The sequence below is a fragment of the Haloarcula sp. H-GB4 genome (assembly GCF_030848575.1).
Taxonomy (GTDB): domain Archaea; phylum Halobacteriota; class Halobacteria; order Halobacteriales; family Haloarculaceae; genus Haloarcula.
Genome location: NZ_JAVDDX010000001.1, coordinates 756,050 through 777,766, shown reverse-complemented (window position 1 = coordinate 777,766; position 21,717 = coordinate 756,050). Strand labels below are relative to the sequence as shown.

Genomic DNA, 21,717 nt, shown 5'->3' with positions numbered 1-21,717 from the left:
CCGTACATGAGCATGAGGTCGATAGTCACAGCCCGCGCAGCGCAGCGAGCAGGAATGTCTATCGGTACTCATGTTGTCTCGTCCCGTCCTTCCGTTCCGCGCTCGTATGCGCGAGTGACACCCTCGTCGGGTGCTTCGTGGTCGATGTCTTCCATCTTCTCGTCAGTCTCCTCCCCCTCCTCTGCGTCGCGTTCGCCGCCATCAGCGGCCACAACTGGGCCGCGGCGGAACACCGCGCCGAAGGTTCCGTTCGTTTCGGGGTGCGTGTGCTGGATGCGCCCCATCGTTGTGCGTGAGTCGTTCTGTTCGCCGTCCGTCGAATCTGTGCGTTCGTTAGTCATCTGCTGGAGCTTCTGTCTTCTCTGCGTCGGCGTCCTCGCCCCACGCGAACAGTTCACGCAGGTTCTCGCCGACGGCTTCGATCTGGTGGTTCTGTTCGGCGTCGCGATACTGCTTGTAGGCGGGCCGGTTGGCCTGGTTTTCGTTGATCCACTCGCGAGCGAACTCGCCGTTCTGGACCTCTTCGAGGATTTTCTCCATGCCCTCGCGATCGATGACCTCCTCACCGCGGGTCAGGCCGCCGTACTCGGCCGTGTCGGAGACGGAGTTCCACATGCCCATGTGGCCACCCTCGTACATCAGGTCGACAATGAGCTTGAGTTCGTTCAGGCACTCGAAGTAGGCCATCTCCGGCGCGTAGCCGGCGTCGACCAGCGTCTCGAAGCCGGCTTTGACCATCTCGGTGACGCCGCCACAGAGGACGGCCTGCTCGCCGAAGAGGTCCGTCTCGACCTCTTCCTGGAAGGAGGTCTCGATGACGCCGGCGCGGGTGCAGCCGATGCCCTTCGCGTAGGCCAGCGACTCCTGCTTGGCGTTGCCGGTCGCGTCCTGATACACCGCGATGAGGCCGGGTGTCCCCTCGCCGCGCTCGTAAGTCCGGCGCACGAGGTGGCCGGGCGACTTCGGCGCGACCATCGTCACGTCGACATCTTCCGGCGGCTCGATCTGGCCGTAATGGATGTTGAAGCCGTGGGCGAACTGGAGCGTGTCGCCGGCGTCCAGTTCGTCCTCGATAGCCTCGTAAACGGCCGGCTGAATCGTGTCGGGGACGAGCATCACGACGCGGTCTGCCTCGCCGGCGGCCACGTCTGGCGTCTCGACACGGAGACCCGCGTCCTCGGCGTCGGCCCACGACGAAGAGTCCTCGCGGAGGCCGACGATTACGTCGACGCCGGACTCGTGAAGATTCAGTGCGTGGGCATGGCCCTGCGACCCGTAGCCCAGCACGGCTACGGTCTCGTCATCGATGGTCGATACGTCAGCGTCCTCGTCGTAGTAGACTGTTGTGGTAAGTCCGTCAGACATCTTTCTCTAGTGTTTTCGGGCCGCGTTCCAGTGCGGCGGCCCCGGTTCGCACAATTTCCTGCACATCGAACTGCTTGAACGCCTCGATGGCGGCGTCGATCTTCTGCTTGCTGCCCGTAATCTCGACAGTAACCGAATCGGTAGACGCATCCACGGCCTGCCCGTTGTACATATCGGCGACCGCGTTGACGTCGTCGGGCTTCTCGCCGCTGACTTTCACCAGCGCGAGCTCCCGACGGACGGCCTCGCCTTCGAGTTCCCTGACCGAGACGACGGGCACGAGCTTCCGAAGTTGCTTTTTCGCCTGATCGATCCCCGGTTCCGGCTCCTCGATGAGGATCGTCATCCGGGCTGTGTCGTCGTCGACTGTCGGCCCGACGGTCAGACTTTCGATGTTGAACTGCCGTCGGCTGAACAGCGCCGACACCTCCGACAACACGCCCGGTCGGTGTTTGACCAGCGCGGACAGCACCGCCTGTCGCGGTTCGTGTGTCACTTCGGCCTCGGGGTCGACGCGGATTCCCTGCGTGTTGCGTCGGCCCTTTGGGCGCATCCGTTCGTCCGGCGCGGGGCCTGGCATTCCTCCAGTCATTGTTAGATCATGTCCAGATGGTCTTCGTTGAGCGCGAACTGACCGTTGTCACCGCCGCTGGGGACCATCGGGAAGACGTTCTCCCCGGGGTCGATGTGGGCGTCGATGACGCTGGGGCCGTCGTACTCGCGTGCTTCCTGTATCGTCTCCTCGACGTTGTCGTAGGATTCGAGCGTGAACCCGCGTGCGCCGAAGGCCTCGGCGAGCTTGTCGAACTGCGGGATCCACGGGTACTCGGAGGCCATCCGGCGACCCTCGTAGAAGCCGTCCTGCCACTGGCGGACCATCCCGACCGCCTCGTTGTTCAGGACGACGTAGGTGATGTCCAGTTGCTCACGGACCGCGACTGACAGCCCCTGGACGGTCATCAGGAACGAGCCGTCGCCGTCGAAGCAGACGACTTCCTGGTCCGGCGCGGCGAGTTTCGCGCCGATGGCGGCGGGCACGCCGTACCCCATCGTCCCGAGGCCGTGGGACGACACCCACGTCCGGGGCTCGGTGTACTCCCAGAACTGGGAGGCCCACATCTGGTGCTGGCCAACGCCGGTACAGACGATGGTGTCGTCCGGCGTCATCTCCGAGAACTTCTCGACGACGTACTGCGGCTTCAGCGGCTCGTCGTCGGGCGTGTCGTAGTCCATCGGATACTCGTCTTTCCAGGTCTGGCACTGGTCGCGCCACTCGTCGGCGTCCGGCGAACGCGGCATCGCGTCGAACAGCTGCCGGAGCACTTCCCGAGCGTCCCCGATGAGCGGGTAGTCAGCGTAGACGTTCTTGCTGATTTCGGCCGGGTCGATGTCGACGTGGATGACCTCCGCGTCAGGGGCAAATGAGTCGACGCCGCCGGTCAGGCGGTCGTCGAAGCGCGTCCCGATAGCCAGCATGCAGTCGGTGTTGCTAATCGCCATGTTGGCGTAGCCGGTGCCGTGCATCCCGGCCCACTCAAGCGAGAGTTCGTGGTCCTCGGGGAAGCTCCCGATGCCGGGCATCGTCGTGATGACCGGAATCTCGTACTCCTTTGCGAACTCACGGAGCGCACTCGATGCGTCTGCCTTGATGACGCCGCCACCCGAGAGGATGACTGGGCGCTCGGCTTCGGCCAGCGCGTCCGCGGCTTCCTGGACGTTTTCGTCGTCTGCTTCCTCGGGCACGTCGTAGGTCTCCGGCGTCTCGGGGGAGCCGGGTTCGACCTCGGTGTCGCCCTGGGTCACGTCCTTCGGCAGGTCGACCAGCGTCGGTCCCTGCCGGCCGGCGTCAGCGAGCGCGAACGCTTCGCTGACGTTGTCGCCAACAGTGTCTGAGTCAGCGGCAAAGTAGCTTTCCTTCGTGATCGGCTGGGTGATGCCGACCGTGTCCGTCTCCTGGAACGCGTCGTTGCCGACGAACTCCGTCGGGACCTGGCCGGTCAGCGCGATGACCGGGTCCGAGTCCATGTTAGCGTCGGCGATGCCGGTCACGAGGTTCGTCGCGCCGGGGCCGGACGTGGCGAAACAGACGCCGGGGTCGCCGGTGACGACGCCGTACGCGTCCGCCGCGTGTGAGGCCCCCTGTTCGTGGGCCATCGTGACGTGGTTGATGTCGGAGTCGTACAGCGCGTCGTAGACGGGCATGATCGCGCCGCCCTGAACGCCGAAGACGTAGTCGGTCCCGGCGTTTTCAAGCGCGCGGATGACCGACTGCGCGCCCGTTGTGACCGGTTCCTGTTCGGTTTCTGGCTCCGTTTCTTCTTCCTTGGGGACGGATGCGCGTTCGCTCATCGTGTCATCCCTCCATCTGTTCGTGTTCGGGGTCGATACCGCGGTGATGTGTGTGCTGCGTGCATGACTGATGACTCTGTGGTGGTATGACGAATCGATTCGGCCGGGGGTGAAAAGGTAAAGAGAGGGGCTATAGTGCCCCTACAATACGCACGCCGAGAATAGCGGTCACGGTGCTGGCGGGGGTTCGAACCTGACGCCCAGCAGCCGCGGTCATCACATCCGGATGCAGTTCGTCCCGAATAATAAACGTTCTGTGATAGTTGTTGGCGGACAGCTACTCGAAACCGGGTACTCACCGGTGGCTGCTCACTCGTAGTGACGGCCGGAAGCGAGGTCATTGGCCTACGCCCGGACCTCCTCGCTTTCCTCGGTCACGCCGATTTCCTCGGCGAACCGTTCAAGCACCGACATGGTGACCTGCTCCTCCGCGCCGTACTCCTTGACGCGGCGAGTCACTTCGCGGACCTCCGCCTCGCTCGGGTTGTATCCGGCGTCGACGAGCCGTTCCCGAACCGAGTGGGCCCCGGTGTGCTTGCCGAGCACGAGCTCGCGCGTGGCCCCGACCATCTCGGGAGTCATGACGCCCGGCTCGAACGTGTCGGAGTTCTCGATGACACCGGCGGCGTGGATGCCGCTCTCGTGGGAGAAGGCGTTGCGCCCGACGACAGGCTTGTTCGCCGGTACCCCGATGTCGGACTTCTCCTCGACGATCCGCGATAGCTCCGTGATGCGGGTGGTGTCGATTCCGGTGTCGACGTCGTAGAGCGACTCCAACGCCATCACGACCTCTTCGTAGGCCGCGTTGCCAGCGCGTTCGCCGATGCCGTTGACCGACACCTGCGCCTGGCTGGCCCCGGCCTCGAAGCCGGAGATGGCGTTGGCCGACGCCAGCCCGAAGTCATCGTGCGTGTGCACGTCGATGTAGGCGTCGGTGCAGTCGTCGACGATCTCGATGAGGTCGTAGAACCGCCGCGGCGTGGCGACCCCACACGTGTCCGGAATGTTGATCCAGTCCGCCCCCGCCGCGGACGTGGCCTCGATGACTTCGACGAGGAAGTCCTCGTCAGTCCGAGTCGCATCCATCGGCGAGAACATGCATTCGACGCCCGCATCTTTGATCATCTCGACACAGTCGACAGCGGTGTCGAGCGCCTCCTGACGGGTCGCGTGCATGGAATCTTGCAACTGTACGTCCGACGTCGAGACGAAGGTGTGGACCATGTCCACACCGGAATCCAAGGCCGCCTCGATGTCTTTCTCGACCACACGCGCCAGTCCGCAGGTCGTCACTCGCGTGGACTCGGCGATGTCGCGCACTGCTTCGAACTCCGCGTCAGAGTTGACGGGGAACCCGGCCTCGATGACGTGGGTGCCCATCTCGTCGAGCAGCGCGGCTATCTCGCGTTTGTCCTCGTAGTTGAACGACGTACGTGGTGACTGCTCACCATCGCGCAGCGTGGTGTCGAAAATCCGTGCGTCTGTAATCTCAGACGTGGAATCCAGTGTGCCCTGGAAGAACTCGATCCGCCGGAGATTCCGACGTGCCCTCGTTGTTGGACATAAGCACCCGTAACTGGATGCTTCCACTATTTATACTTGTTCATAAGACGGTGGCACGTGCACATGGCACACGACACTGGCCCGGTATCGCAGCCAGCGTGACTGCCGCGCGTCAGACGGCTTGGGGAGGATTTTTGCTCCATCCGCGCGTGTGTGTGTCTATGAGTGATTTCGAGGGGCTTGACCTGCAGGCCGTCGAGGACCAGATGGATGAGGACCGTGACGGGGCCGGCAGCAACCGCGTCGTGCTCGGCGTCCTCGACGGATCGGAGTCGCCCGAACAGTGGATCGATACCATCGAGAACGGGTCGGTACTGGTTCTCAACGTCGAGGGCGACCTGAACGAACTCGCCGCCGGGTTCGCCCGACCGGTCCGGGAGGCCGGCGGCGAACTGATGCACTTCCGTGGGTTCCTGATTGTGACGCCGCCGGGTGTCAGCATCGACTCTGAGCGGCTGGGTTGAGTGGCAGAACAGGCTGTCTCAACCGAGCGGTCCTGCATGAGTGATGGGCTTCTATGGGATAGCCAGCGAGACCGCGGGTGTAGCGATTGTGGTCGACGTTATAACAGCTGGCACGACCGCTTACGGCGAGAGCAGTCGCTGCAACAGTCCGTGCCACACACGAACACCATGGTTCCACGCTTGCCAGTAGGTGTCGAAGAACTGGGACCGGGGCAAACCACTGTCAGTGTGGCGCGGTCGAGTCGTGATTTGGGTGTGGCATTCCGGGCAGCGGTAGTGTATGCTACCACGCCGTTCGACCGTGACCCAGTCACCGTCGTACCTGCTCCGGTGCCCACAGTCCGGACAGAACAGCGTCACCTTCGCGGGGACATCGCGTTCAGTCCGGGAGTCAGTCGGGGACATCCTCAAGCAGAATGTGGCTCTCGACACGAAAAGAACCTGCCTATGAGGGGCCTATACGGCTACTAGCACAGGGGGAAGTCATTATATGCACGTCCAGCGAGTGTATCCCCCGATACCGTTGGCCAGCCACACTGACATCGGTAACCGGCTACGCAGACACCAGCGTCAGGTAGTGGCCGTCCCGGTCCCTGATTCGGACGCCCTCGTCAACTGACGTGACTGCGAGCGCGTCGTCAGCGACCTCCCTGGCCGTCGATTTTGGGTCTTCGGCGACGACGCCGAAGTCGACGTGGGCGCCGCCGCGGGCGTCAGCGATGCCGAGCCGCGGTGACCACAGTTCCAGATCGAGGTCGCCGGTCGACAGCCTGACCCGGCCTTCGTCGCGGCCGTCGTCGACCAGTTCGAACCCCAGCGTGGTGTAGAACTCCACTGCCGCGGACAGGTCCTCGACTTCGAGGACGAGTTCGAACAGGCCCGTGACGCCAGTGCCGTCGACCGCCCGCTCGCCAAGTTCGACGCAGTTGCCCTGCGGATCGTAGAAGTACAGCGAGCGCGCGTCCCCGAAGGAGTGTTCGACCAGATCGAAGCGCTCGTCCAGCCGGTCGTACCAGTCGTCGTACTCCCGCTCGGGAATCGTGAGCGCGTAATGTGTGTGGAGCCCGCCGCGTGGAACTGTTCCCGGCGCGCGGAGCCTGAGTTCGGTGTCGCCAGCCGCGAGCACGGCCTCGTCTGGCGTCTCTGAAACGACGTCGAGTTCCAGAAAGGCCTCGTAAAACGCCGTCGCACGGTCGGGATACTTCACCTCTAGCGTGAGCCACGCGGGCGATGAGAGCATATCGGCGCTTCGACCGCCACCGACAAAGCCGCTGTGGAGGCTGTTTCACAGGCAAAACAATCCCAGCTCGCGTGTTTCCCGTTCTCAACCATTTATTCGCGTCAGGCTCGTACAGAGGCGTATGCCAACCAACACTCAGGACGAAACCGCAGGCTGGATGGAGACGAACCGCTGGGAGCGCGGCGTGAGCTACATACCCTATCCCGACGAGATGATGGTCCGGGCGAGTCACGTTCTCAAGACGGATGCCGGCGTGTTCGTCGCCGACCCGATAGACATCGACGGTATCGACGACCTGTTCGCGGAGTTCGGCGAGGTGGCCGGCGTTGTCATCCTGTTAGACCGGCACAAACGCGATAGCGCCGCCGTTGCAAACCGCCACGACGTGCCTGTGTATATCCCTGACTGGATGTCGGGTGTCGAAGAAGATATCGACGCACCGGTCGAACGTATGCGCCGACAGCTGCCGGACACAGACTACGGTGTCCACAAGATTATCGACAACACGTTCTGGCAAGAGGCCGCACTGTATGGCGACGAGGACGACACGCTAGTCGTCCCCGAGGCGGTCGGGGCGGCGGACTACTTCCTCGCCGGCGATGAGCGTCTTGGGGTCCACCCGATGTTGCGCCTGTTCCCGCCGAAGAAGCTCACGCGGCTTGACCCCGAGCGAGTCTTGGTCGGGCACGGCGAGGGCGTGATGGAAGACGCCGCTGAGGCCATCGCCTACGCGCTTCGCGGGTCCCGCGGCCGGACGCCGGGGCTGTACGCGAAGAACCTCAAGTCGCTCGTGCTCGGCTGAGGTGGGTCAAACGACGCCGTTTTACCCGGGCCGTGCGAAAGCATAGCGTGGTCTACGTCACACGCGGACTCGTCGAGACGCTGTTACGGCTCGCCAGCGAGGCCGAACCTGACGACGTGACAATTTCGCTGGCCGTCACGCCTGCTGGAGAGCTTCCTGACGCAGACCTGCCGGACGAAACGCCGGTGTTTACTGACTTTTATCTCCCTTCAGCGGGGGCCTCGGTGAAGGCAGTGTTCGGCGTCGATCTGGGAACGCCGGCCGGCCAGACGCAGGGCCGGTTCGTCTCACATCCTGACGGATACATGGGTGTTAGCAAGACTGATGACCTGCACGAAGTGGTCTTCGTCGGCATCCCGCCGTGGGATATCGATGCCTTCGAGGCCTTCGACAGATCCGGGCAAGCGCAGGAGGTCACTGTTCTCGACATTGAGCCGCCCGAGAAGTATCCGCAGTAGCGTCCCAACTACTCCAGGTAGCCCAGGTCCCGCAACTGGTCGGTGATATCCTGGAACTGCGCTTCAGTCAGTTCTCCTTCCCGCTGGTGTTCAACGACGATACTCCGGAGCAGGAACCGAACGAGGTCGGACGTACTGGAGAAACTCGTCCCTTCGATGGTCTCTTCGACGCGCTCCGCAAGGTCCTTCGGAATCGATACCGTGGTGTAATCAGCCATATCGGCACGGAGGTCTGCCTGCGGGATATGCGTTGTGTCCCAGTTCAGCGCGGGTCCGTGGCCTCAGTGTCGAACTGGCCCATCGTGGCGTGATTGGTCGGCGAGAACATCTTCGGTGCGCGGCGGGATCGAGACTGGTCGTCCGCGTCGTCGAAGGGCAGCGTAGTTGTCGGGTACGAGTCCTCGTTTCGGGGGGTCGTGATTCGTGTTGTCATCCTGGGGGTCGTGTCGGCCGGCGTCTGTGTTTTGTGGGCAGTGCAGTGTGGAGGTCGCGTGCGGGGCGTACATCGGATACAAGCATCAAGTACCACCACCTTTCGACCCATCCATAATAAATGTTCATGATGAAGGCGCGGAAATTACTGACATTTGGTAACAAGTGCCTTGACAAAAGCAATCATAGCTTGGAACGGTGGCCAAAATGAAACTGCTACCACGACTCTCGGGTCTGTTCGGCACCGATGACAGCGACTCGACTGGAATGCGGTATGAGTGTACGCTCTGTGGGACTCAGACAGAGGACGCCAAAGCAGCCTGTCCGTCCTGTGGCGGCCAGATGGAACAGCTCTGAAGCGACCGGATCAGACGACGAACTGGATCTCGTACTCGGTCAGGTTCTCGTAGCCGTCGGCAGTGACGACGGCGATGTCCTCGATTCTGACCCCGCCGACATCGGGGTCATAGAGGCCTGGTTCGATAGTGACGATGTGCCCCGGTTCGAGTTCACCGCCGTTCGGTGCCAGCCGTGGAAGCTCGTGGACGTCCAGCCCGACGCCGTGGCCTGTGCTGTGGATGAACCCCGTCTCCGTTCGGTCGTCGTCACGCAGCGTCGGTTCGCCGGCGTCCTCGTACACATCACAGACGGCGTCGTGTACGTCCGCGCCAGTCGCGCCGGGTTCCAGGGCGTCGAACGCGGCTTCCATCGCGCGTTCTGTCAGGTCGTACCACTCGCGCACCGTCTCGCTGGGCTCGCCTTTCACGAACGTTCGCGTCATGTCGGCGTGGTACTTCGTCGCCTTATCCTGGGGGAAAATGTCGATGATAATCGGCTCGTGGGCGACGAGTGGCCCGCTCCCGCGGTCGTGGGGGTCCGCGGCGTCCGCGCCACAGGCGACGATAGTCTCGTCCAGCGAGCAGCCGTGCCGGAGCAGCGTCACCTCGATTTCTTCTTTCACTCGCTCGCTTGTCAGCGTCTCGCCGTCGACTTCGAGCGTATCGTCGGCAGCAATCGTCGACGCTTCGAGCAGTGACTCAGCAGCTTCCATCGACGCCTCGTTGGCCCGCTGGGCCGTCCGGATATGGTCGACTTCCGGTTCGGTCTTGGTCGCTCGGATCTCCGTGACGATGCCGTCGGTGTCGGCCGACACGTCCACGCCGCGTGCACGCAGGCCGTCTGCCGTCCGTAGCGGGAACCGCGGCGGGACGGCCACACTGTCGACATCATAGGCCGCAAGGAAGTCCGCGAGGACGTGCGAGACCGCCTCGTCCGGGCCGTACTCCTCGACTTTGTTCTGGTGATCGAAGTCGACGTAGCGTTCGACGGTCTCGGCCCGTGACTCACGCTTTGCGCGGCCGAATTCTAGACTCCGTGGGAAGAGGAGATGTGTGTCACCGTCGTATAGCGTGATGAACGGGTCAGGCGCGTCGAAACCCGAGAGATAGTACTGATCTGACACCTCGGAATCTGCGTCAAGGAGGTAGCCGTCGACGCCGGCGTCATCGAGATATGCGTCCAGTGCTGAGAGATCAGGCTCCATACGTGTCAGTCTGTTCCCCATCCCCATATACGTCTCCCACTGAGCCGCTCGATGGCCCGGTATATGACCACGAATGCCATACCGATGCAGTTTGGCCGCTCATTTATTGACGTTCCAGCCCCTCAATACTAGTAATGAGTGACTTGTCCGGTGAAGACGTGACTGTCGTCGGTGGCGGCATCGGTGGGCTCTCCGCTGCGTGCTACCTGGCGGACGCAGATGCGAACGTTTCCTTACTGGAGAAAAACGAGCAACTTGGGGGCCGTGCGTCCCGGCTGGAGGTGGATGGGTTCCGGTTCGACATGGGTCCGTCGTGGTACCTGATGCCCGACGTGTTCGAGCGGTTCTTCGCGTACTTCGGGAAGGAGCCCCGCGACTACTACGACCTCCAGCGGCTCGACCCGCACTACCGCATCTTCTTCAAGGACGGCGACCAGATCGACGTGACCGGCGACAACGACGAGATGGCCCAGAAATTTGAGGAGTACGAACCCGGCGCGGGCGAGGCGTTCGAAGAATATCTGTCGACCAGCGAACGCCACTACGAGACGGCCATGAACAAGTTCGTCTACGAGGACCGCTCGGAGCTGCGCGACTGGGTCGACCTTGACGTCATGACTGCCGCGCCGGTTGGCCTCCAGCTCATCGGCACGATGCAGAGCCACGTTGAAGATTACTTCGAGCACCCGAAGCTCCAGCAAATCATGCAGTACACGCTGGTGTTTCTCGGTGGCTCGCCCCGGACGACGCCAGCCCTGTATAATATGATGAGCCACGTCGATTTCAACCTCGGCGTCTACTACCCTGACGGTGGCGTCGGCGCGGTCGTCGACGGCCTCGTCGAACTCGGCGAAGAACTCGGCGTCACCTACGAGACCGATGCCGAGGTCGAGGAGATTTCCCGGCGGAAGGATGGATTCCTCGTCGAGACAGTCCACGGCGACACGACCCACCCCGACGAAGTGGTGGTCAACGCCGACTACGGCCACGCCGAACGGGAACTCCTCCCTGACCACGAACGCCAGTACGACGACGAGTACTGGGATGACAAGACGTACGCACCGTCTGCCTTCCTCATGTACATGGGCGTCGAGGGCGACGTGGAACCGCTGGAGCATCACACCCTTGTCCTGCCGACGGACTGGGACCCGCACTTCGACGATATCTTTGACGAGCCCGCGTGGCCCGACGACCCGGCGTACTACCTCTGTGTACCCTCGAAGACTGACGACACCGTCGCCCCCGACGGGCATTCGAATCTGTTCGTTCTGGTCCCTATCGCGCCGGGCCTGCACGATGGGGACGAGATCCGCGAGGAGTACCGCGAGAAGGTTCTGGGAGATATCGCCGACAACACCGGGGTGGACCTGCGCGACCGCATCGTCTACGAGAAGCAATTCGCCGTCTCCGACTTCGGCGAGCGGTACAACGCCACGGAGGGCACGGCCCTCGGTCTGGCACACACGCTCCGCCAGACAGCCCTGTTGCGGCCCAACAACCGCTCGTCGGCCGTCGACGGGCTCTACTTCACGGGGTCGTTCACGACGCCCGGCATCGGCGTGCCGATGTGTCTCATCAGCGGCGAACACACCGCGGAGGCACTCATTGAGGATATCGCCTGAGTAATGCCCGAACTCCCGACCGACCGCATTACCGCCGTCATTCCGCCGGAGGAGACGCTTGTAGGCTACCTGTTACGGCTCTCCCGCCCGCGATTCTGGCTCTACCTCGGCGGCCCGGTCATCGTCGGCGTTAGCTACGCGGCCGACGGCCCGGGAGAACTGTTCTCGCCGCTGGCTATCGCGCTGTTTCTGTACTTCACCATCCCTGGGAACGTGTTCCTCTACGGCGTCAACGACATTTTCGACGCCGACATCGACGAGCACAATCCCAAGAAAGACGAGGGCCGGGAGGTCAGCTACCGCGGGGACAGCGCTATCACAGCCATCGTCGTCGCCAGCGGCGTGCTCGCGTTACTGTTCACCCTCGGACTGCCAACGCTCGGCGTCGTGGCCCTGCTCGCCTGGGTTGCGCTCTCAGTGGAGTACTCGGCACCGCCACTCCGGTTCAAGACGACGCCGTTTCTGGACTCCATTTCGAACGGGCTGTACATCCTGCCCGGCGTCATCGGCTACGCCGCTATCGAAGGAGTGGCCCCGCCAGCGACAGCGGTCGCCGGCGCGTGGCTCTGGGCGATGGGGATGCATACCTTCTCGGCGATTCCCGATATCGAACCCGACCGCGAGGCAGGCATCCAGACCACGGCGACGTTCTTGGGCGAGTCAAACACCTACTATTACTGCGTGATGTGCTGGCTCACGGCCGCGTTCGTGTTCACCTACACGCACTGGGTGTTCGGCCTGATACTGCTCGTCTATCCCGGCCTCGTCTTCGGGATTCTCGGCATCGGCGTCGACATCGACGAGGCGTACTGGTGGTATCCCGCGATTAACACCGTCGTCGGAATGGTTTTCACACTCATCGCGCTGTGGGTGATGCTGTATGGGTAGCGGCGAAGACCGAACGCTGGCGGGCTGGACACTCCCGGAAACAAAGACCGACGCGACCGCGCAGTTCGATCAGTTCGTCACCGAGAACCGGTTTACCATCGCTGTCGTCTTTCCGCTCGTCGGCGCGGTGACCTTGCTCGCGAGTGCCGAGGGGCTCCTGCCGGACCCGCTCGCGTTCAATCCCTACTTCGTCCTGTTCGGGACGTTCGTGATGCGGCTTCCGCTGGCCGCCGGCGTCTTCCCGCTCGTAGACCGCCGGGCCGGGCTGGCGCTGGTCGCGCTGACACTCTACTCGTACGGCATCGAACTCGTCGGCGTCCAGACCGGCTGGCCCTACGGCGAGTTCATCTACGGTGTCGACCTCGGCCCGATGCTGCTTGGCGAGGTACCGTTCGGGCTCCCGGTGTTTTTCTTCCCGCTGGTCCTGAACGCCTACCTGCTCGTCCTGCTGTTGCTCGGCAACAGGGCAGCGTCAACCGCGGTTCGGCTGCTGGCGACGCTGGCGACGGTCATGCTCGTCGATCTCGTGCTTGATCCGGGTGCTGTGGCCATCGGCTTCTGGATCTACGAGATGCCGCAGTTCTACGGCGTCCCGTGGCAGAACTACGCCGGTTGGCTCCTCTCGGGATCAGTCGCCGTCCTCCTGTTCGACTTCGGGTTCGACCGTGCAGGGCTCCGCCAGCGACTCCGGGACTGCCCGTTCATGCTCGATGACCTGGTGAGCTTCGTCTTGCTGTGGGGCGGTATCAACCTCTTTTACGCGAACTGGATGCCTGTCGGCCTGGCCGCGTTGCTGGGGGGTGGCCTTCTCTGGACGGATCGCTTCGACTTCGACCTCTCGGAAACCCGGCTCGGCCGTGCTGTCTGGCGGTGACCTCGTGGCTTGCTGTTGCCCGCCTGTCACGACCACCGAGACAGGCCAAGCGTTTAAGCAACCGCGTAGGTAGGTGCACGTATGGACCGAATCCCGTTTGGAATCCGCCAGCTCGACTCCATCATCAACGGTGGAGCACCCGCCGGGAGCGTCGTCCTGCTCTCCGGCGAGGCCGGCGCTGGCTCCCGGGAGTTCATGCATACGAGCGCACTCATCAACGGGCTCGAACAGGTGGACACGGAACTGCACGACCTCTACTACGGCGACCGCTCGGCCGACGCTGTCGCCCCGGACGAGATCCACTACATTTCGTTTACCACAAGCGAATCGCAACTGGTCAGCGAGATGCGGCTGGCGATGGACGATGATGTGGTCGACAAGGGGAGCCGGGCGGTCGAGTTCCACGACCTCTCGGAGCGATATTTCCACATCAGTCCAGTGCCACGGGAATGGTACGCCAGCGAAACCGCATCGATCACCGACCTCCGGGCACGGCACGAGCGGGAGGACCTGCTCGGGACGCTCGGCATGGTGCTGAACGAGGTGGCGGCGAACAACCTCGTCATCATCGACTCGCTATCGGATCTTGTCAGCGCCATGGGTGAGGAAATCGAGTGGTCGGACATCAGTTCACTTGTTCAGGGGCTTCAGAAGGCGGCCCATCAGTGGGGCTGTCTGCTCCTCTTGCACATCAATCCCGAGACGCTGTCGACTGTACGACACGGGCAGCTCGTTGACGCCTCCCACGGCACGATGGAGTTCGCGTGGGAATCCGGCGGCTCCACTCGCGCCCGAACCCTTGTTGTCCAGCAGTTCCGCGGCGTCCTCTCACAGATCGAGGACGAGGACATCGTTCAGTTCGAAACTGAACTGGGCGATGCCGGCTTCGACATCAGCGACGTGCGCAAGATTCGATAACGATAGTCGGCGGGACAACTTGCAGAATCTGTCGACAGAGAACAATGAGAACGGTGCTGAGTGGTCGCTTCCACTCTCGGTATCTGAAATCGGCGGTAAACCCTTATCAGTCTTGTTCGTCAAAGGTGTCGTAATGTCCTCCGAGTCGACTGATGACGGGGGAGTGTACGTCGAGCTATCTGCAGATCTAGATGAGTGGCTGACCGAGCAGGCCGAGACACTCGGTGTGCCCCGCGACGCCGTCATGGAGCAACTGCTGGCCGCATACATGACAACAGCCGATTCGGACGGCGAAATGGGCGACCACATTCAGCCGTCGTCGGACGAACTGGATGCCGTCGTCGCCGCAACCGTGGACGAAAAGTTGAACGGCTCAGTCGAAGCGGCGACCAAGAGCGCCGTGAGTTCCCATGTCCCCGATATCGTCGACACGGTGGAACGCCAGCTTGCCGATCGGTTCGACGCGCTTGAATCGGACTTCCAGACGAAAATCGACGACGTTCGCGAGCGCGTCGTGCAGGTCAAACGGGAGGCTGACGCGAAAGCGCCGGCCGACCACAGCCACGAGGAGTTCGACCGCATCGATGCACTCTCACAGGAGATTGACGCAATGGAGACGGAACTCGCCGGGCTTCGAGGTGACCTGACCGACTCGCTCGAAACGGAGGACGAGCGAGTCGTCGACATCGACGCGCGTCTCGACGATGTCGAAGACAAACTCACCCGCGTCGCCTGGGTCGTCAGCGACCTCCGCGACAATCAGGGCGGCCGGGACCAGAATCAGAAAGCGGTCGACCGGCTGAAACGCGCTGCGGCACAGGAGAACATCTCGACGGCGCGGTGTTCGAACTGTGACGAGCAGGTCGAGATTGGGCTCCTGACCGAACCCCAGTGTCCACACTGCAACACGACGGTGTCGGACGTGCGGCCCGAGGGCGGCATTATCCGCTCGAAGGCGCGGCTGGTGGCCGCAGCACAGCTTGAACCGGGCGAGACCCATGAGTGACGACGAACGAGACCCCTTCGAAGAACTCGATTCCGGCGACGACCGCGAAGGCGACCCGTTCGAGCGCCTCGATGGGGGGCCTGATGACGCGGACGGCTCGACAGACGCACGCCAGCCACCCGACGATGGCTGGACCGACATCGAACCGAGTGACACACCGGCCAACGATGTGTCCGAGACGGGCCCCGATGCGACCGATGATGATGACCTGCTCTCGGCCGTCGACACGGAAGAGTTCCGTTCGGATTCGGCGGCCGACTCAGACAGTCCACGCTCTGGATCGCCGCCCGACCCGGACGACCCTTTCTCGGGGATGGACGAGCGGGGCGAGGACCCTTTCGGGAGCGGCGAGAGCGCGTTCGAGCGGGTCGATGTCGACCACATCGACGCGGACAAGGTGTGGGCGGAAATCGCTGCAGACGATGACAGCGAGACCACCACAGAGAGCCGCTACGCGGAGGTGTCGAAACACCGCTACTGCGAGCAGTGTGAACACTTCTCCGCGCCGCCGAATGCACACTGTACGAACGAGGGGACCGAAATCATGGAGTTCCTCGACATGGAGACGGTCCGGCTGCTGGACTGTCCGATCGTCGCCGAGCAACACGAAATCGAGGACGAGCAGTAACGGCTTTTTGTTTTGGTGTCCGACGAGCGTGTATGCAGTTCTGCGACGACTGTGGTTCGATGATGCACGCTGATGGTGACGAGATGGTCTGTCAGTCCTGTGGCGCGCGGGTCGCGAAAGATCAGGACCGCGCGGCAGCGTTCGTCAGCACGGACGAACAGAGCGACGACGAACTGATAGAGACCGAAGAAGGCTCGAACTTCGAGGGGAAGCCGACGGCCGACGACGTGACCTGTGAGGAATGCGGACACGGCAAAGCGTGGTACACGATCAAACAGACCGGGTCAGCCGATGAACCGCCGACGCGGTTCTTCAAGTGCCAGGACTGTGGCCACCGGTGGCGAGAGTACAACTAGAGTAGCGAATCCAGAATCCGGAGTTCTTCATCCTCAGATATTTTGTCGGAGTCCATACACGCGTGGACGACCTTGTGGACGAGCTCCGGGTCCTGAAACGGCTGTGGCGAGCCGCCGCCGTCGGTGACGGTTTCGACCTGGCCTTCGAGCTCGGCCAGCTGTGTGGAGAGGTCTTCGACAGTCGACTGGAACGTCGTCAGCGTGGTGTTCACCTCGCCGGCCGCGGACTCCACCTCCGCGACCAAAGAGTCGCTCCGGCCGGACGCGGCAGCTGATTCTGACATTTGCCCGTCGGCATCTTCCGGAGTGTCTGTTGACTCCGATGGTTCGCTTTCGGATGCCGGCGTTTCGGTCTCATTGGAGGGGGTCAGCGACCCCGTCCCCTGGTCGCTGAACACAGCGTTTGCGAACGTCTTGCGGTTCGACCAGTCAAACCCGTCAATGCCGTTGACGCGGTTGCTTACAGTCGAAGCCGTGACACCGAGCTTCTCAGCGAGGTCCCGCTGGGACGCGGTGGGGTGTTGCTGAATCGACCGGAGCGTCTCGCGTTCTGTCGACGAGAGATCCTCGGGGGCCGGGTACGACTGTGACTCCGCCGACGGTTCACCCGGTGACTCGTCAGGCGCGTCCGTCTCGTCGGTCTCAGCTGGGTCGCCGTGTTCTTCGAGGACCCGCTCGACCAGTTCCGCTGTCGCGCTCGGTACTTCGGCCGCAAGCTCTGCGATGGACGCCTCAGGGTTCTCGGCCGCTACGTCGAGTATTTGCTTGTGTCGCATCGACTTGGGGGCCGTTCGGCCGTTCGTTGATTTGCTCATTGATATCACCACGTAGGGAAGGGACCGCCACCCAATCCCCCAACCTGATATACAGTTGACTGAAACCAACGGAATTGTCAAAAGCTTTTGGTTAGCCACAAACATTAATTAAGATGTTATTTAATCTGACATCACCTGCCTTCGCAGCGTCACAGACTTCCCCAGTCAAGGAGACAGGTCTATTCTGGGCCAAACTGGAAACGGTCAGTCAAAACTGAACCCAAGCGTTCTGAAAGCATTTACCCAGGGCAGGGTAACGCAGATCCATGTACCGCCGTCGTGTTCTGGCACTCTGCGGACTGGCTATCACCGGTGCGGGATGTCAGGGTGAGACTGCTGACACCGAAACGATGACACCCGTTCCGTCACCGGCCGTCAGTGAAACCGACACCGGACCGCCGCCCGCGGTGACGATTACCGACGCTGCGGTGATGCCCGGGGTTGTGGTTCCCGGCACCGACTCGATCACTGTTCAGTCAGCTGACGGCCAGTTCCTCGTGCTGACAGCGGCTATCCGGGGCTCGGAAGTCGACCGTGCCGCGTTCTCGCTCAGATTCGATGGGGCGACGTACAGCCCCGAGACGTTCAGGAACGGCCTGTATCGTGACGGAGAGTGGGGCCGACAGTTCACCGAGACCGGTGGGCCACTGGTCTTTGCCCTCTCGGAAACCGGCTCAGTCAGCGACGCCCAACTGTCCTGGCCCGGCGGGAAGTGGACGCCACCGGAGGCTGTTCGAGACAGACTCAACGCCCCGTTGCCGTCATTCGATGTTACCCTTGACGGGCCGGAGCGCGTCACTGAGCCCGCCAAGCCAACACTTGAGATAACGGTCACAAACACGGGCGACACCGCTGGCCGGTACGTCATTGCACTCAACCGAACCGGGCCGCGCGTCGCCTACGCGCCCGTCGGTCGGTTTGATGGGGAACTGAAGCCGGGAGAGACAGCGGTCATCACACGCGACGGTAAAACACCGTACGTTGACGATACAGAGCCACGTGAAGTCATCTACCGACTACGAGCCGCGGAAGATCACAACGACGCAACACACCGAATCAAGCCGGTCGACGAGGAAACCGCAACCGAGTCGTAGCGCTCTATCGCGTTCGAAAACCAACGTTGCCTCGCAGAAAATCACCGGACAGCCATCTACTGGCGCAGAAGCGCCGCCTCAAACCCCTTCGAGGTTGGACCGGTACTCGTTAATCTCGTCGTCGGCGTCTTCGATGGCGCCAGCCGCGTCTTCTGCGTCACCGCTACTGAGGTCGTTGAGTGCCGACTGGATGCGGGCGAGTCGACCGTGGTCCGGGCCGTGTTCGTCAGTCGCGAGACTGTCGAGCTGGTCAGCGAGTTCGGCAAGGCGTTCGCTCGCCGCGTCACTGTCAGTGTCTTCGGCCGCCGATTCGAGCAGTTCACTCGCGGACGCGAGTTCGTCGCGTGTCATACGTGGCAATTTACAGATAGGGACTAAAACGGTTCGGCTTCCCGATGTGGGTTCATTTAAACAAACAGCGGGTATCCAACAGGCCGGCATAACAGTCCTGTGTCCGACCATCGCGATAGCAATGGCTGCGATTGGCAGGACGGCAACGTTTACCCTGCACCCGCTTGCAGACGTACCATGGCAAACTTCCTCTTCTGTTCGCTGGACGCAGCACTCATCGGCGACATTGCCTGGCAGGTCACCGAGGAGGGACACGACGTTCGCTATTACATCGAGGCCGACAGCGATCAGGAGATCGCCGATGGGTTCGTCCCGAAAACCGACGACTGGCGGGGGGACCTCGACTGGGCTGATGTCGTGATTTTCGACGATATCTGGGTGGGCAGCGATATCGGTACCGGCGAGATTGCACAGGAACTCCGGGCCGAAGGCCACGCCGTCGTTGGCGGGACACCCAACACGGACACGCTCGAAGAAGACCGCGGCTACGCGATGGAGATCCTCGAAGACCACGGTGTCAACACTATCGAGCATCACGTCTTCGAGGACTTCGACGCCGGTATCCAACACGTACAGGAGAACCCCGCACCGTACGTGATCAAACCCCTGGGGGAAGTCCAGAACGTCAAACGACTGCTCTACGTCGGGAACGAGGACGACGGGAGCGATATCGTCGACGTACTTCGAGCGTACAAGAAGGCCTGGGGCCATCGGATGAAGGGCTTCCAGTTGCAGCGGAAGGTCGAGGGCGTCGAAATCGCCGTCTGCGGGTTCTTCAACGGCGAATCATTCGTCGAACCGATCAACTTCAACTTCGAGCACAAGAAGCTATTCCCGGGCAACATCGGTCCCTCGACCGGTGAGATGGGAACCTCAATGTTCTGGGCCGGCCGGAACGAACTGTTTGAGGAGACACTCGGCAAGGTGGAAGGCTGGCTCGCCGACGAGGGGTACGTCGGCAGCATCGACATCAACTGCATCGTCAACGACAGCGGTATCTACCCGCTTGAGTTCACGCCGCGTTTTGGCTATCCAACGATAACGCTTCAGGAGGAGTCGTTCGAATCAGAGACGGGCCAGTTCTTCCTCGACCTGGCAAACGGGCGCGACCCGGAGTTGGCGGTCCATCGCGGGTATCAGGTCGCGGTTCGGGTCGTCCTCCCGCCGTTCCCGTTTGACGACGAGGACACATACGATGAGAACTCCCGCAACGCGGCGGTCGTCTTCGAGTCAGACAGCCGCGAGGGCGTCCACATCGAGGACGCAAAGCGGGTCGATTGGCAGTGGCGGGTCGCCGGCGAGAGCGGGATGCCGCTGGTCGTCACGGGCAAAGGCGAGACGATGCAGGCGGCGCGAGAGCAGGCTTACGACCGCATCGACGACATCCTCATCCCGAACCGCTATTACCGCGACGACATCGGTGAGCGCTGGATCGACGGTGACGGGGACAGACTGCAGGCGTGGGGCTATCTCGGCCCGGCTCTGTAAGGACAGATTGCGTGCATTGTCTTGCACTGTGCTCTTTGGCACGCGCCGAACGGGGACCTTTATGTATGTAACACGTACTCATGGATGACGAATGGACGCACAAACTGAACGGTCGCCGCTACACGTCTCGCACACCGACCACGATGACGGCTGGACGGTTGCCGTCGACCTCAACTCACTTCAGGTTAGCGACGACTACGTGACAGTCGATGTAATTGGAACGGAAGCCGTCGTTGCCGTCGACGCCCCGCACCTCCAGACGGAGTTCGACATCGATCTGCCGGCCGCTGACGCAGTCCAGACACTCAGGAACGGCGTGCTCACGCTATCACAGCGGAGCTAACGCTGTCGCGGACTGCCTGTCCAGCCCTTGTTCCGTCGTTGTGATGATTCCATGACACGACGCAACTCCACAAGGGATTTCAGCGTGATGCTGGAAGCGTTCAGTGATGACCACCCATCCTGACCGAGACTCGAGCGACCTGCCGACCATTCGGGGCTCGGTGCCGCCGCTTCGTGCGTGGCTTCGAACGTTTCTCATCGGCCTCTGTATGGGCAGTGCCGACGGCGTCCCTGGCGTCTCTGGCGGGACAATCGCGCTTATCGCCGGGGTCTATGAGCGACTCATCGCCGCAATTACCGCCTTCACGCCGGGACGGATACTTCGGTTTTTACGCGCACTCGCTCCCGTAGACGGCGGTGTCGATATCCGTGGCGCGTTTTCGGAACTTCTCGAAATAGATATCTGGTTCCTCCTCGCGCTGGTCGCTGGCGTCGCCACCGCCGTTGTCATCGTAACGCGCATCGTTCACATCGCCAGCCAGGAAACGCCGGCACTCCTCTTCGGATTCTTCTTCGGGCTCATTGCCGCCTCAGCGATAGTGCTACTGCGAAGTCTCACAGTCGACTCCCCGTTCCAGATAGGGGCCGGCGTCGTCGGCTTTCTCCTCGCGTTCTACGTGTCCGGGGTGTCGACAGCCGCCACAGATGGTGGCGGCCTCGCACTGGTCTTCGTCGCCGGCATGATCGGCGTCAGCGCGATGATTCTGCCCGGCATCTCGGGGTCGCTGTTGCTCATCATCCTCGGCCAGTATACCCGCATGTCGACGGCCCTCAGCGAGTTCGTCGACGCACTCATCGCGCTCGTTACTGGCGGCCCAACCGAAGACGTGACTACGACCGCTGTGCCGGTCGTGACGTTCATTCTCGGCGGGCTCGTCGGCTTGTTCACCATTGCGCGCGTTGTCCGTCGGGCGCTTGCCTACAACCGCCGGGCCACGCTCGCGTTTCTCGTCGCGCTTGTCGTCGGCGCGCTGCGTGCCCCCGTCGTGGAAGTTCAGGAGAAGGTGGGTTTTTCAACGGATGTTCTCATCGCGTTCGTCGCCGCTGGTGCTGTCGGCGCGGTCTTCCTGCTCGTGCTCGACTGGTACGCCGTCGACCTCGACCTCGATAAAGTCTGAC

The 21,717-nt window shown here is 62.4% G+C and carries 26 protein-coding genes; 15 read left to right on the top strand and 11 right to left on the bottom strand.

The window, feature by feature from the left end:
- Positions 1 to 68: 68 nt before the first annotated feature.
- The 5 genes from RBH20_RS04145 to RBH20_RS04125 form a co-directional block, all read right to left on the bottom strand.
- Positions 69 to 341: a hypothetical protein gene (locus RBH20_RS04145; RefSeq protein ID WP_306705790.1), complete on the bottom strand. Its 273-nt coding sequence runs from the start codon at positions 339 to 341 to the stop codon at positions 69 to 71.
- The gene (gene ilvC, locus RBH20_RS04140) at positions 334 to 1,365 is read right to left on the bottom strand and encodes a ketol-acid reductoisomerase (RefSeq protein WP_306705788.1); all 1,032 of its coding nucleotides are present in this window, start codon (positions 1,363 to 1,365) and stop codon (positions 334 to 336) included. Before ilvC ends, RBH20_RS04145 begins: the two co-directional genes overlap by 8 nt.
- The gene (gene ilvN / locus RBH20_RS04135; protein WP_191449676.1) at positions 1,358 to 1,945 is read right to left on the bottom strand and encodes an acetolactate synthase small subunit; all 588 of its coding nucleotides are present in this window, start codon (positions 1,943 to 1,945) and stop codon (positions 1,358 to 1,360) included. Before ilvN ends, ilvC begins: the two co-directional genes overlap by 8 nt.
- Positions 1,946 to 1,959: 14 nt before the next feature.
- Entirely contained in the window at positions 1,960 to 3,714 is a 1,755-nt protein-coding gene (gene ilvB, locus RBH20_RS04130; RefSeq protein ID WP_306705787.1) for a biosynthetic-type acetolactate synthase large subunit, read from the bottom strand.
- A 345-nt stretch (positions 3,715 to 4,059) separates the two neighbouring features.
- Positions 4,060 to 5,304, bottom strand: coding sequence for a LeuA family protein (locus RBH20_RS04125; RefSeq protein WP_306705786.1), 1,245 nt, complete (start codon positions 5,302 to 5,304; stop codon positions 4,060 to 4,062).
- Between the two features lie 134 nt (positions 5,305 to 5,438).
- Between RBH20_RS04125 and RBH20_RS04120 the strand changes: the two genes are divergently transcribed.
- Positions 5,439 to 5,741, top strand: coding sequence for a DUF5779 family protein (locus tag RBH20_RS04120; RefSeq protein WP_306705784.1), 303 nt, complete (start codon positions 5,439 to 5,441; stop codon positions 5,739 to 5,741).
- A 553-nt stretch (positions 5,742 to 6,294) separates the two neighbouring features.
- Here the strand turns inward: RBH20_RS04120 and RBH20_RS04115 are convergent.
- On the bottom strand, positions 6,295 to 6,981 hold the full coding sequence (locus RBH20_RS04115; protein WP_306705782.1) for a VOC family protein: 687 nt from the start codon (positions 6,979 to 6,981) through the stop codon (positions 6,295 to 6,297).
- Between the two features lie 121 nt (positions 6,982 to 7,102).
- Here RBH20_RS04115 and RBH20_RS04110 point away from each other — a divergent pair, with 121 nt between their 5' ends.
- Together RBH20_RS04110 and RBH20_RS04105 are read left to right on the top strand one after the other, a co-directional pair.
- Positions 7,103 to 7,783, top strand: a complete 681-nt coding sequence (locus tag RBH20_RS04110; protein WP_306705780.1) for a hypothetical protein — start codon at positions 7,103 to 7,105, stop codon at positions 7,781 to 7,783.
- Between the two features lie 47 nt (positions 7,784 to 7,830).
- Positions 7,831 to 8,241: a hypothetical protein gene (locus RBH20_RS04105; RefSeq protein ID WP_306705779.1), complete on the top strand. Its 411-nt coding sequence runs from the start codon at positions 7,831 to 7,833 to the stop codon at positions 8,239 to 8,241.
- An 8-nt stretch (positions 8,242 to 8,249) separates the two neighbouring features.
- Here the strand turns inward: RBH20_RS04105 and RBH20_RS04100 are convergent, their stop codons facing one another.
- Complete coding sequence (locus RBH20_RS04100) at positions 8,250 to 8,459, bottom strand: ribbon-helix-helix domain-containing protein (RefSeq protein ID WP_004593281.1); 210 nt, start codon at positions 8,457 to 8,459, stop codon at positions 8,250 to 8,252.
- Between the two features lie 44 nt (positions 8,460 to 8,503).
- Complete coding sequence (locus RBH20_RS04095; RefSeq protein ID WP_306705772.1) at positions 8,504 to 8,674, bottom strand: hypothetical protein; 171 nt, start codon at positions 8,672 to 8,674, stop codon at positions 8,504 to 8,506.
- A 206-nt stretch (positions 8,675 to 8,880) separates the two neighbouring features.
- Between RBH20_RS04095 and RBH20_RS04090 the strand changes: the two genes are divergently transcribed.
- Positions 8,881 to 9,030: a DUF1272 domain-containing protein gene (locus RBH20_RS04090; protein ID WP_306705771.1), complete on the top strand. Its 150-nt coding sequence runs from the start codon at positions 8,881 to 8,883 to the stop codon at positions 9,028 to 9,030.
- A 10-nt stretch (positions 9,031 to 9,040) separates the two neighbouring features.
- On the opposite strand, the gene RBH20_RS04085 is transcribed toward RBH20_RS04090, so the two are convergent.
- Positions 9,041 to 10,216, bottom strand: a complete 1,176-nt coding sequence (locus RBH20_RS04085; protein ID WP_306705769.1) for a Xaa-Pro peptidase family protein — start codon at positions 10,214 to 10,216, stop codon at positions 9,041 to 9,043.
- Positions 10,217 to 10,350: 134 nt separating this feature from the next.
- Between RBH20_RS04085 and crtD the strand changes: the two genes are divergently transcribed.
- The 7 genes from crtD (at position 10,351) to RBH20_RS04050 (ending at position 16,508) form a co-directional block, all read left to right on the top strand.
- Entirely contained in the window at positions 10,351 to 11,838 is a 1,488-nt protein-coding gene (crtD, locus tag RBH20_RS04080; RefSeq protein ID WP_306705767.1) for a carotenoid 3,4-desaturase, read from the top strand.
- 3 nt (positions 11,839 to 11,841) lie between these two features.
- Positions 11,842 to 12,726: a prenyltransferase gene (locus tag RBH20_RS04075; protein WP_306705765.1), complete on the top strand. Its 885-nt coding sequence runs from the start codon at positions 11,842 to 11,844 to the stop codon at positions 12,724 to 12,726.
- Entirely contained in the window at positions 12,719 to 13,600 is an 882-nt protein-coding gene (gene cruF, locus RBH20_RS04070) for a bisanhydrobacterioruberin hydratase (protein WP_306705763.1), read from the top strand. The genes RBH20_RS04075 and cruF overlap by 8 nt, the downstream gene beginning before the upstream one ends.
- A gap of 81 nt (positions 13,601 to 13,681) precedes the next feature.
- Positions 13,682 to 14,518 (top strand): HTR-like protein, encoded by an 837-nt coding sequence (locus RBH20_RS04065; RefSeq protein ID WP_306705761.1) that lies wholly within the window; start codon positions 13,682 to 13,684, stop codon positions 14,516 to 14,518.
- 133 nt (positions 14,519 to 14,651) lie between these two features.
- Positions 14,652 to 15,524, top strand: a complete 873-nt coding sequence (locus RBH20_RS04060) for a hypothetical protein (protein WP_306705759.1) — start codon at positions 14,652 to 14,654, stop codon at positions 15,522 to 15,524.
- Positions 15,517 to 16,152 carry a hypothetical protein gene (locus RBH20_RS04055; RefSeq protein WP_306705757.1) on the top strand — a complete coding sequence of 212 codons (636 nt, stop codon included), beginning with the start codon at positions 15,517 to 15,519 and terminating at the stop codon, positions 16,150 to 16,152. Before RBH20_RS04060 ends, RBH20_RS04055 begins: the two co-directional genes overlap by 8 nt.
- A 32-nt stretch (positions 16,153 to 16,184) precedes the next feature.
- Positions 16,185 to 16,508 (top strand): transcription factor S, encoded by a 324-nt coding sequence (locus tag RBH20_RS04050; RefSeq protein WP_306705755.1) that lies wholly within the window; start codon positions 16,185 to 16,187, stop codon positions 16,506 to 16,508.
- Here RBH20_RS04050 and RBH20_RS04045 read toward each other — a convergent pair.
- Positions 16,505 to 17,284 (bottom strand): winged helix-turn-helix domain-containing protein, encoded by a 780-nt coding sequence (locus tag RBH20_RS04045; protein WP_306707466.1) that lies wholly within the window; start codon positions 17,282 to 17,284, stop codon positions 16,505 to 16,507. The genes RBH20_RS04050 and RBH20_RS04045 overlap by 4 nt on opposite strands.
- A 305-nt stretch (positions 17,285 to 17,589) precedes the next feature.
- Between RBH20_RS04045 and RBH20_RS04040 the strand changes: the two genes are divergently transcribed.
- Entirely contained in the window at positions 17,590 to 18,417 is an 828-nt protein-coding gene (locus tag RBH20_RS04040; RefSeq protein WP_306705753.1) for a hypothetical protein, read from the top strand.
- A 78-nt stretch (positions 18,418 to 18,495) separates the two neighbouring features.
- On the opposite strand, the gene RBH20_RS04035 is transcribed toward RBH20_RS04040, so the two are convergent.
- Positions 18,496 to 18,768 carry a hypothetical protein gene (locus RBH20_RS04035; protein WP_306705752.1) on the bottom strand — a complete coding sequence of 91 codons (273 nt, stop codon included), beginning with the start codon at positions 18,766 to 18,768 and terminating at the stop codon, positions 18,496 to 18,498.
- A gap of 177 nt (positions 18,769 to 18,945) precedes the next feature.
- Between RBH20_RS04035 and RBH20_RS04030 the strand changes: the two genes are divergently transcribed.
- The 3 genes from RBH20_RS04030 to RBH20_RS04020 all read left to right on the top strand — a co-directional run bounded on the left by RBH20_RS04030 (position 18,946) and on the right by RBH20_RS04020 (position 21,716).
- Positions 18,946 to 20,256 carry a phosphoribosylamine--glycine ligase gene (locus RBH20_RS04030; protein ID WP_306705751.1) on the top strand — a complete coding sequence of 437 codons (1,311 nt, stop codon included), beginning with the start codon at positions 18,946 to 18,948 and terminating at the stop codon, positions 20,254 to 20,256.
- Between the two features lie 91 nt (positions 20,257 to 20,347).
- Complete coding sequence (locus tag RBH20_RS04025) at positions 20,348 to 20,599, top strand: hypothetical protein (RefSeq protein WP_306705750.1); 252 nt, start codon at positions 20,348 to 20,350, stop codon at positions 20,597 to 20,599.
- 106 nt (positions 20,600 to 20,705) lie between these two features.
- Positions 20,706 to 21,716: a DUF368 domain-containing protein gene (locus RBH20_RS04020; RefSeq protein ID WP_306705749.1), complete on the top strand. Its 1,011-nt coding sequence runs from the start codon at positions 20,706 to 20,708 to the stop codon at positions 21,714 to 21,716.
- The last annotated feature ends 1 nt before the right edge of the window (position 21,717 follow it).

What these genes read in the sequence shown, in the direction of transcription:
- RBH20_RS04145 (WP_306705790.1), bottom strand. Translation starts at nt 341, where the DNA reads ATGACTAACGAACGCACAGATTCGACGGACGGCGAACAGAACGACTCA.
- ilvC (WP_306705788.1), bottom strand. Translation starts at nt 1,365, where the DNA reads ATGTCTGACGGACTTACCACAACAGTCTACTACGACGAGGACGCTGAC.
- ilvN (WP_191449676.1), bottom strand. Translation starts at nt 1,945, where the DNA reads ATGCCAGGCCCCGCGCCGGACGAACGGATGCGCCCAAAGGGCCGACGC.
- ilvB (WP_306705787.1), bottom strand. Translation starts at nt 3,714, where the DNA reads ATGAGCGAACGCGCATCCGTCCCCAAGGAAGAAGAAACGGAGCCAGAA.
- RBH20_RS04120 (WP_306705784.1), top strand. Translation starts at nt 5,439, where the DNA reads ATGAGTGATTTCGAGGGGCTTGACCTGCAGGCCGTCGAGGACCAGATG.
- RBH20_RS04115 (WP_306705782.1), bottom strand. Translation starts at nt 6,981, where the DNA reads ATGCTCTCATCGCCCGCGTGGCTCACGCTAGAGGTGAAGTATCCCGAC.
- RBH20_RS04110 (WP_306705780.1), top strand. Translation starts at nt 7,103, where the DNA reads ATGCCAACCAACACTCAGGACGAAACCGCAGGCTGGATGGAGACGAAC.
- RBH20_RS04100 (WP_004593281.1), bottom strand. Translation starts at nt 8,459, where the DNA reads ATGGCTGATTACACCACGGTATCGATTCCGAAGGACCTTGCGGAGCGC.
- RBH20_RS04095 (WP_306705772.1), bottom strand. Translation starts at nt 8,674, where the DNA reads ATGACAACACGAATCACGACCCCCCGAAACGAGGACTCGTACCCGACA.
- RBH20_RS04090 (WP_306705771.1), top strand. Translation starts at nt 8,881, where the DNA reads ATGAAACTGCTACCACGACTCTCGGGTCTGTTCGGCACCGATGACAGC.
- RBH20_RS04085 (WP_306705769.1), bottom strand. Translation starts at nt 10,216, where the DNA reads ATGGAGCCTGATCTCTCAGCACTGGACGCATATCTCGATGACGCCGGC.
- crtD (WP_306705767.1), top strand. Translation starts at nt 10,351, where the DNA reads ATGAGTGACTTGTCCGGTGAAGACGTGACTGTCGTCGGTGGCGGCATC.
- RBH20_RS04075 (WP_306705765.1), top strand. Translation starts at nt 11,842, where the DNA reads ATGCCCGAACTCCCGACCGACCGCATTACCGCCGTCATTCCGCCGGAG.
- cruF (WP_306705763.1), top strand. Translation starts at nt 12,719, where the DNA reads ATGGGTAGCGGCGAAGACCGAACGCTGGCGGGCTGGACACTCCCGGAA.
- RBH20_RS04065 (WP_306705761.1), top strand. Translation starts at nt 13,682, where the DNA reads ATGGACCGAATCCCGTTTGGAATCCGCCAGCTCGACTCCATCATCAAC.
- RBH20_RS04060 (WP_306705759.1), top strand. Translation starts at nt 14,652, where the DNA reads ATGTCCTCCGAGTCGACTGATGACGGGGGAGTGTACGTCGAGCTATCT.
- RBH20_RS04055 (WP_306705757.1), top strand. Translation starts at nt 15,517, where the DNA reads ATGAGTGACGACGAACGAGACCCCTTCGAAGAACTCGATTCCGGCGAC.
- RBH20_RS04050 (WP_306705755.1), top strand. Translation starts at nt 16,185, where the DNA reads ATGCAGTTCTGCGACGACTGTGGTTCGATGATGCACGCTGATGGTGAC.
- RBH20_RS04045 (WP_306707466.1), bottom strand. Translation starts at nt 17,284, where the DNA reads ATGCGACACAAGCAAATACTCGACGTAGCGGCCGAGAACCCTGAGGCG.
- RBH20_RS04040 (WP_306705753.1), top strand. Translation starts at nt 17,590, where the DNA reads ATGTACCGCCGTCGTGTTCTGGCACTCTGCGGACTGGCTATCACCGGT.
- RBH20_RS04035 (WP_306705752.1), bottom strand. Translation starts at nt 18,768, where the DNA reads ATGACACGCGACGAACTCGCGTCCGCGAGTGAACTGCTCGAATCGGCG.
- RBH20_RS04030 (WP_306705751.1), top strand. Translation starts at nt 18,946, where the DNA reads ATGGCAAACTTCCTCTTCTGTTCGCTGGACGCAGCACTCATCGGCGAC.
- RBH20_RS04025 (WP_306705750.1), top strand. Translation starts at nt 20,348, where the DNA reads ATGGACGCACAAACTGAACGGTCGCCGCTACACGTCTCGCACACCGAC.
- RBH20_RS04020 (WP_306705749.1), top strand. Translation starts at nt 20,706, where the DNA reads ATGACCACCCATCCTGACCGAGACTCGAGCGACCTGCCGACCATTCGG.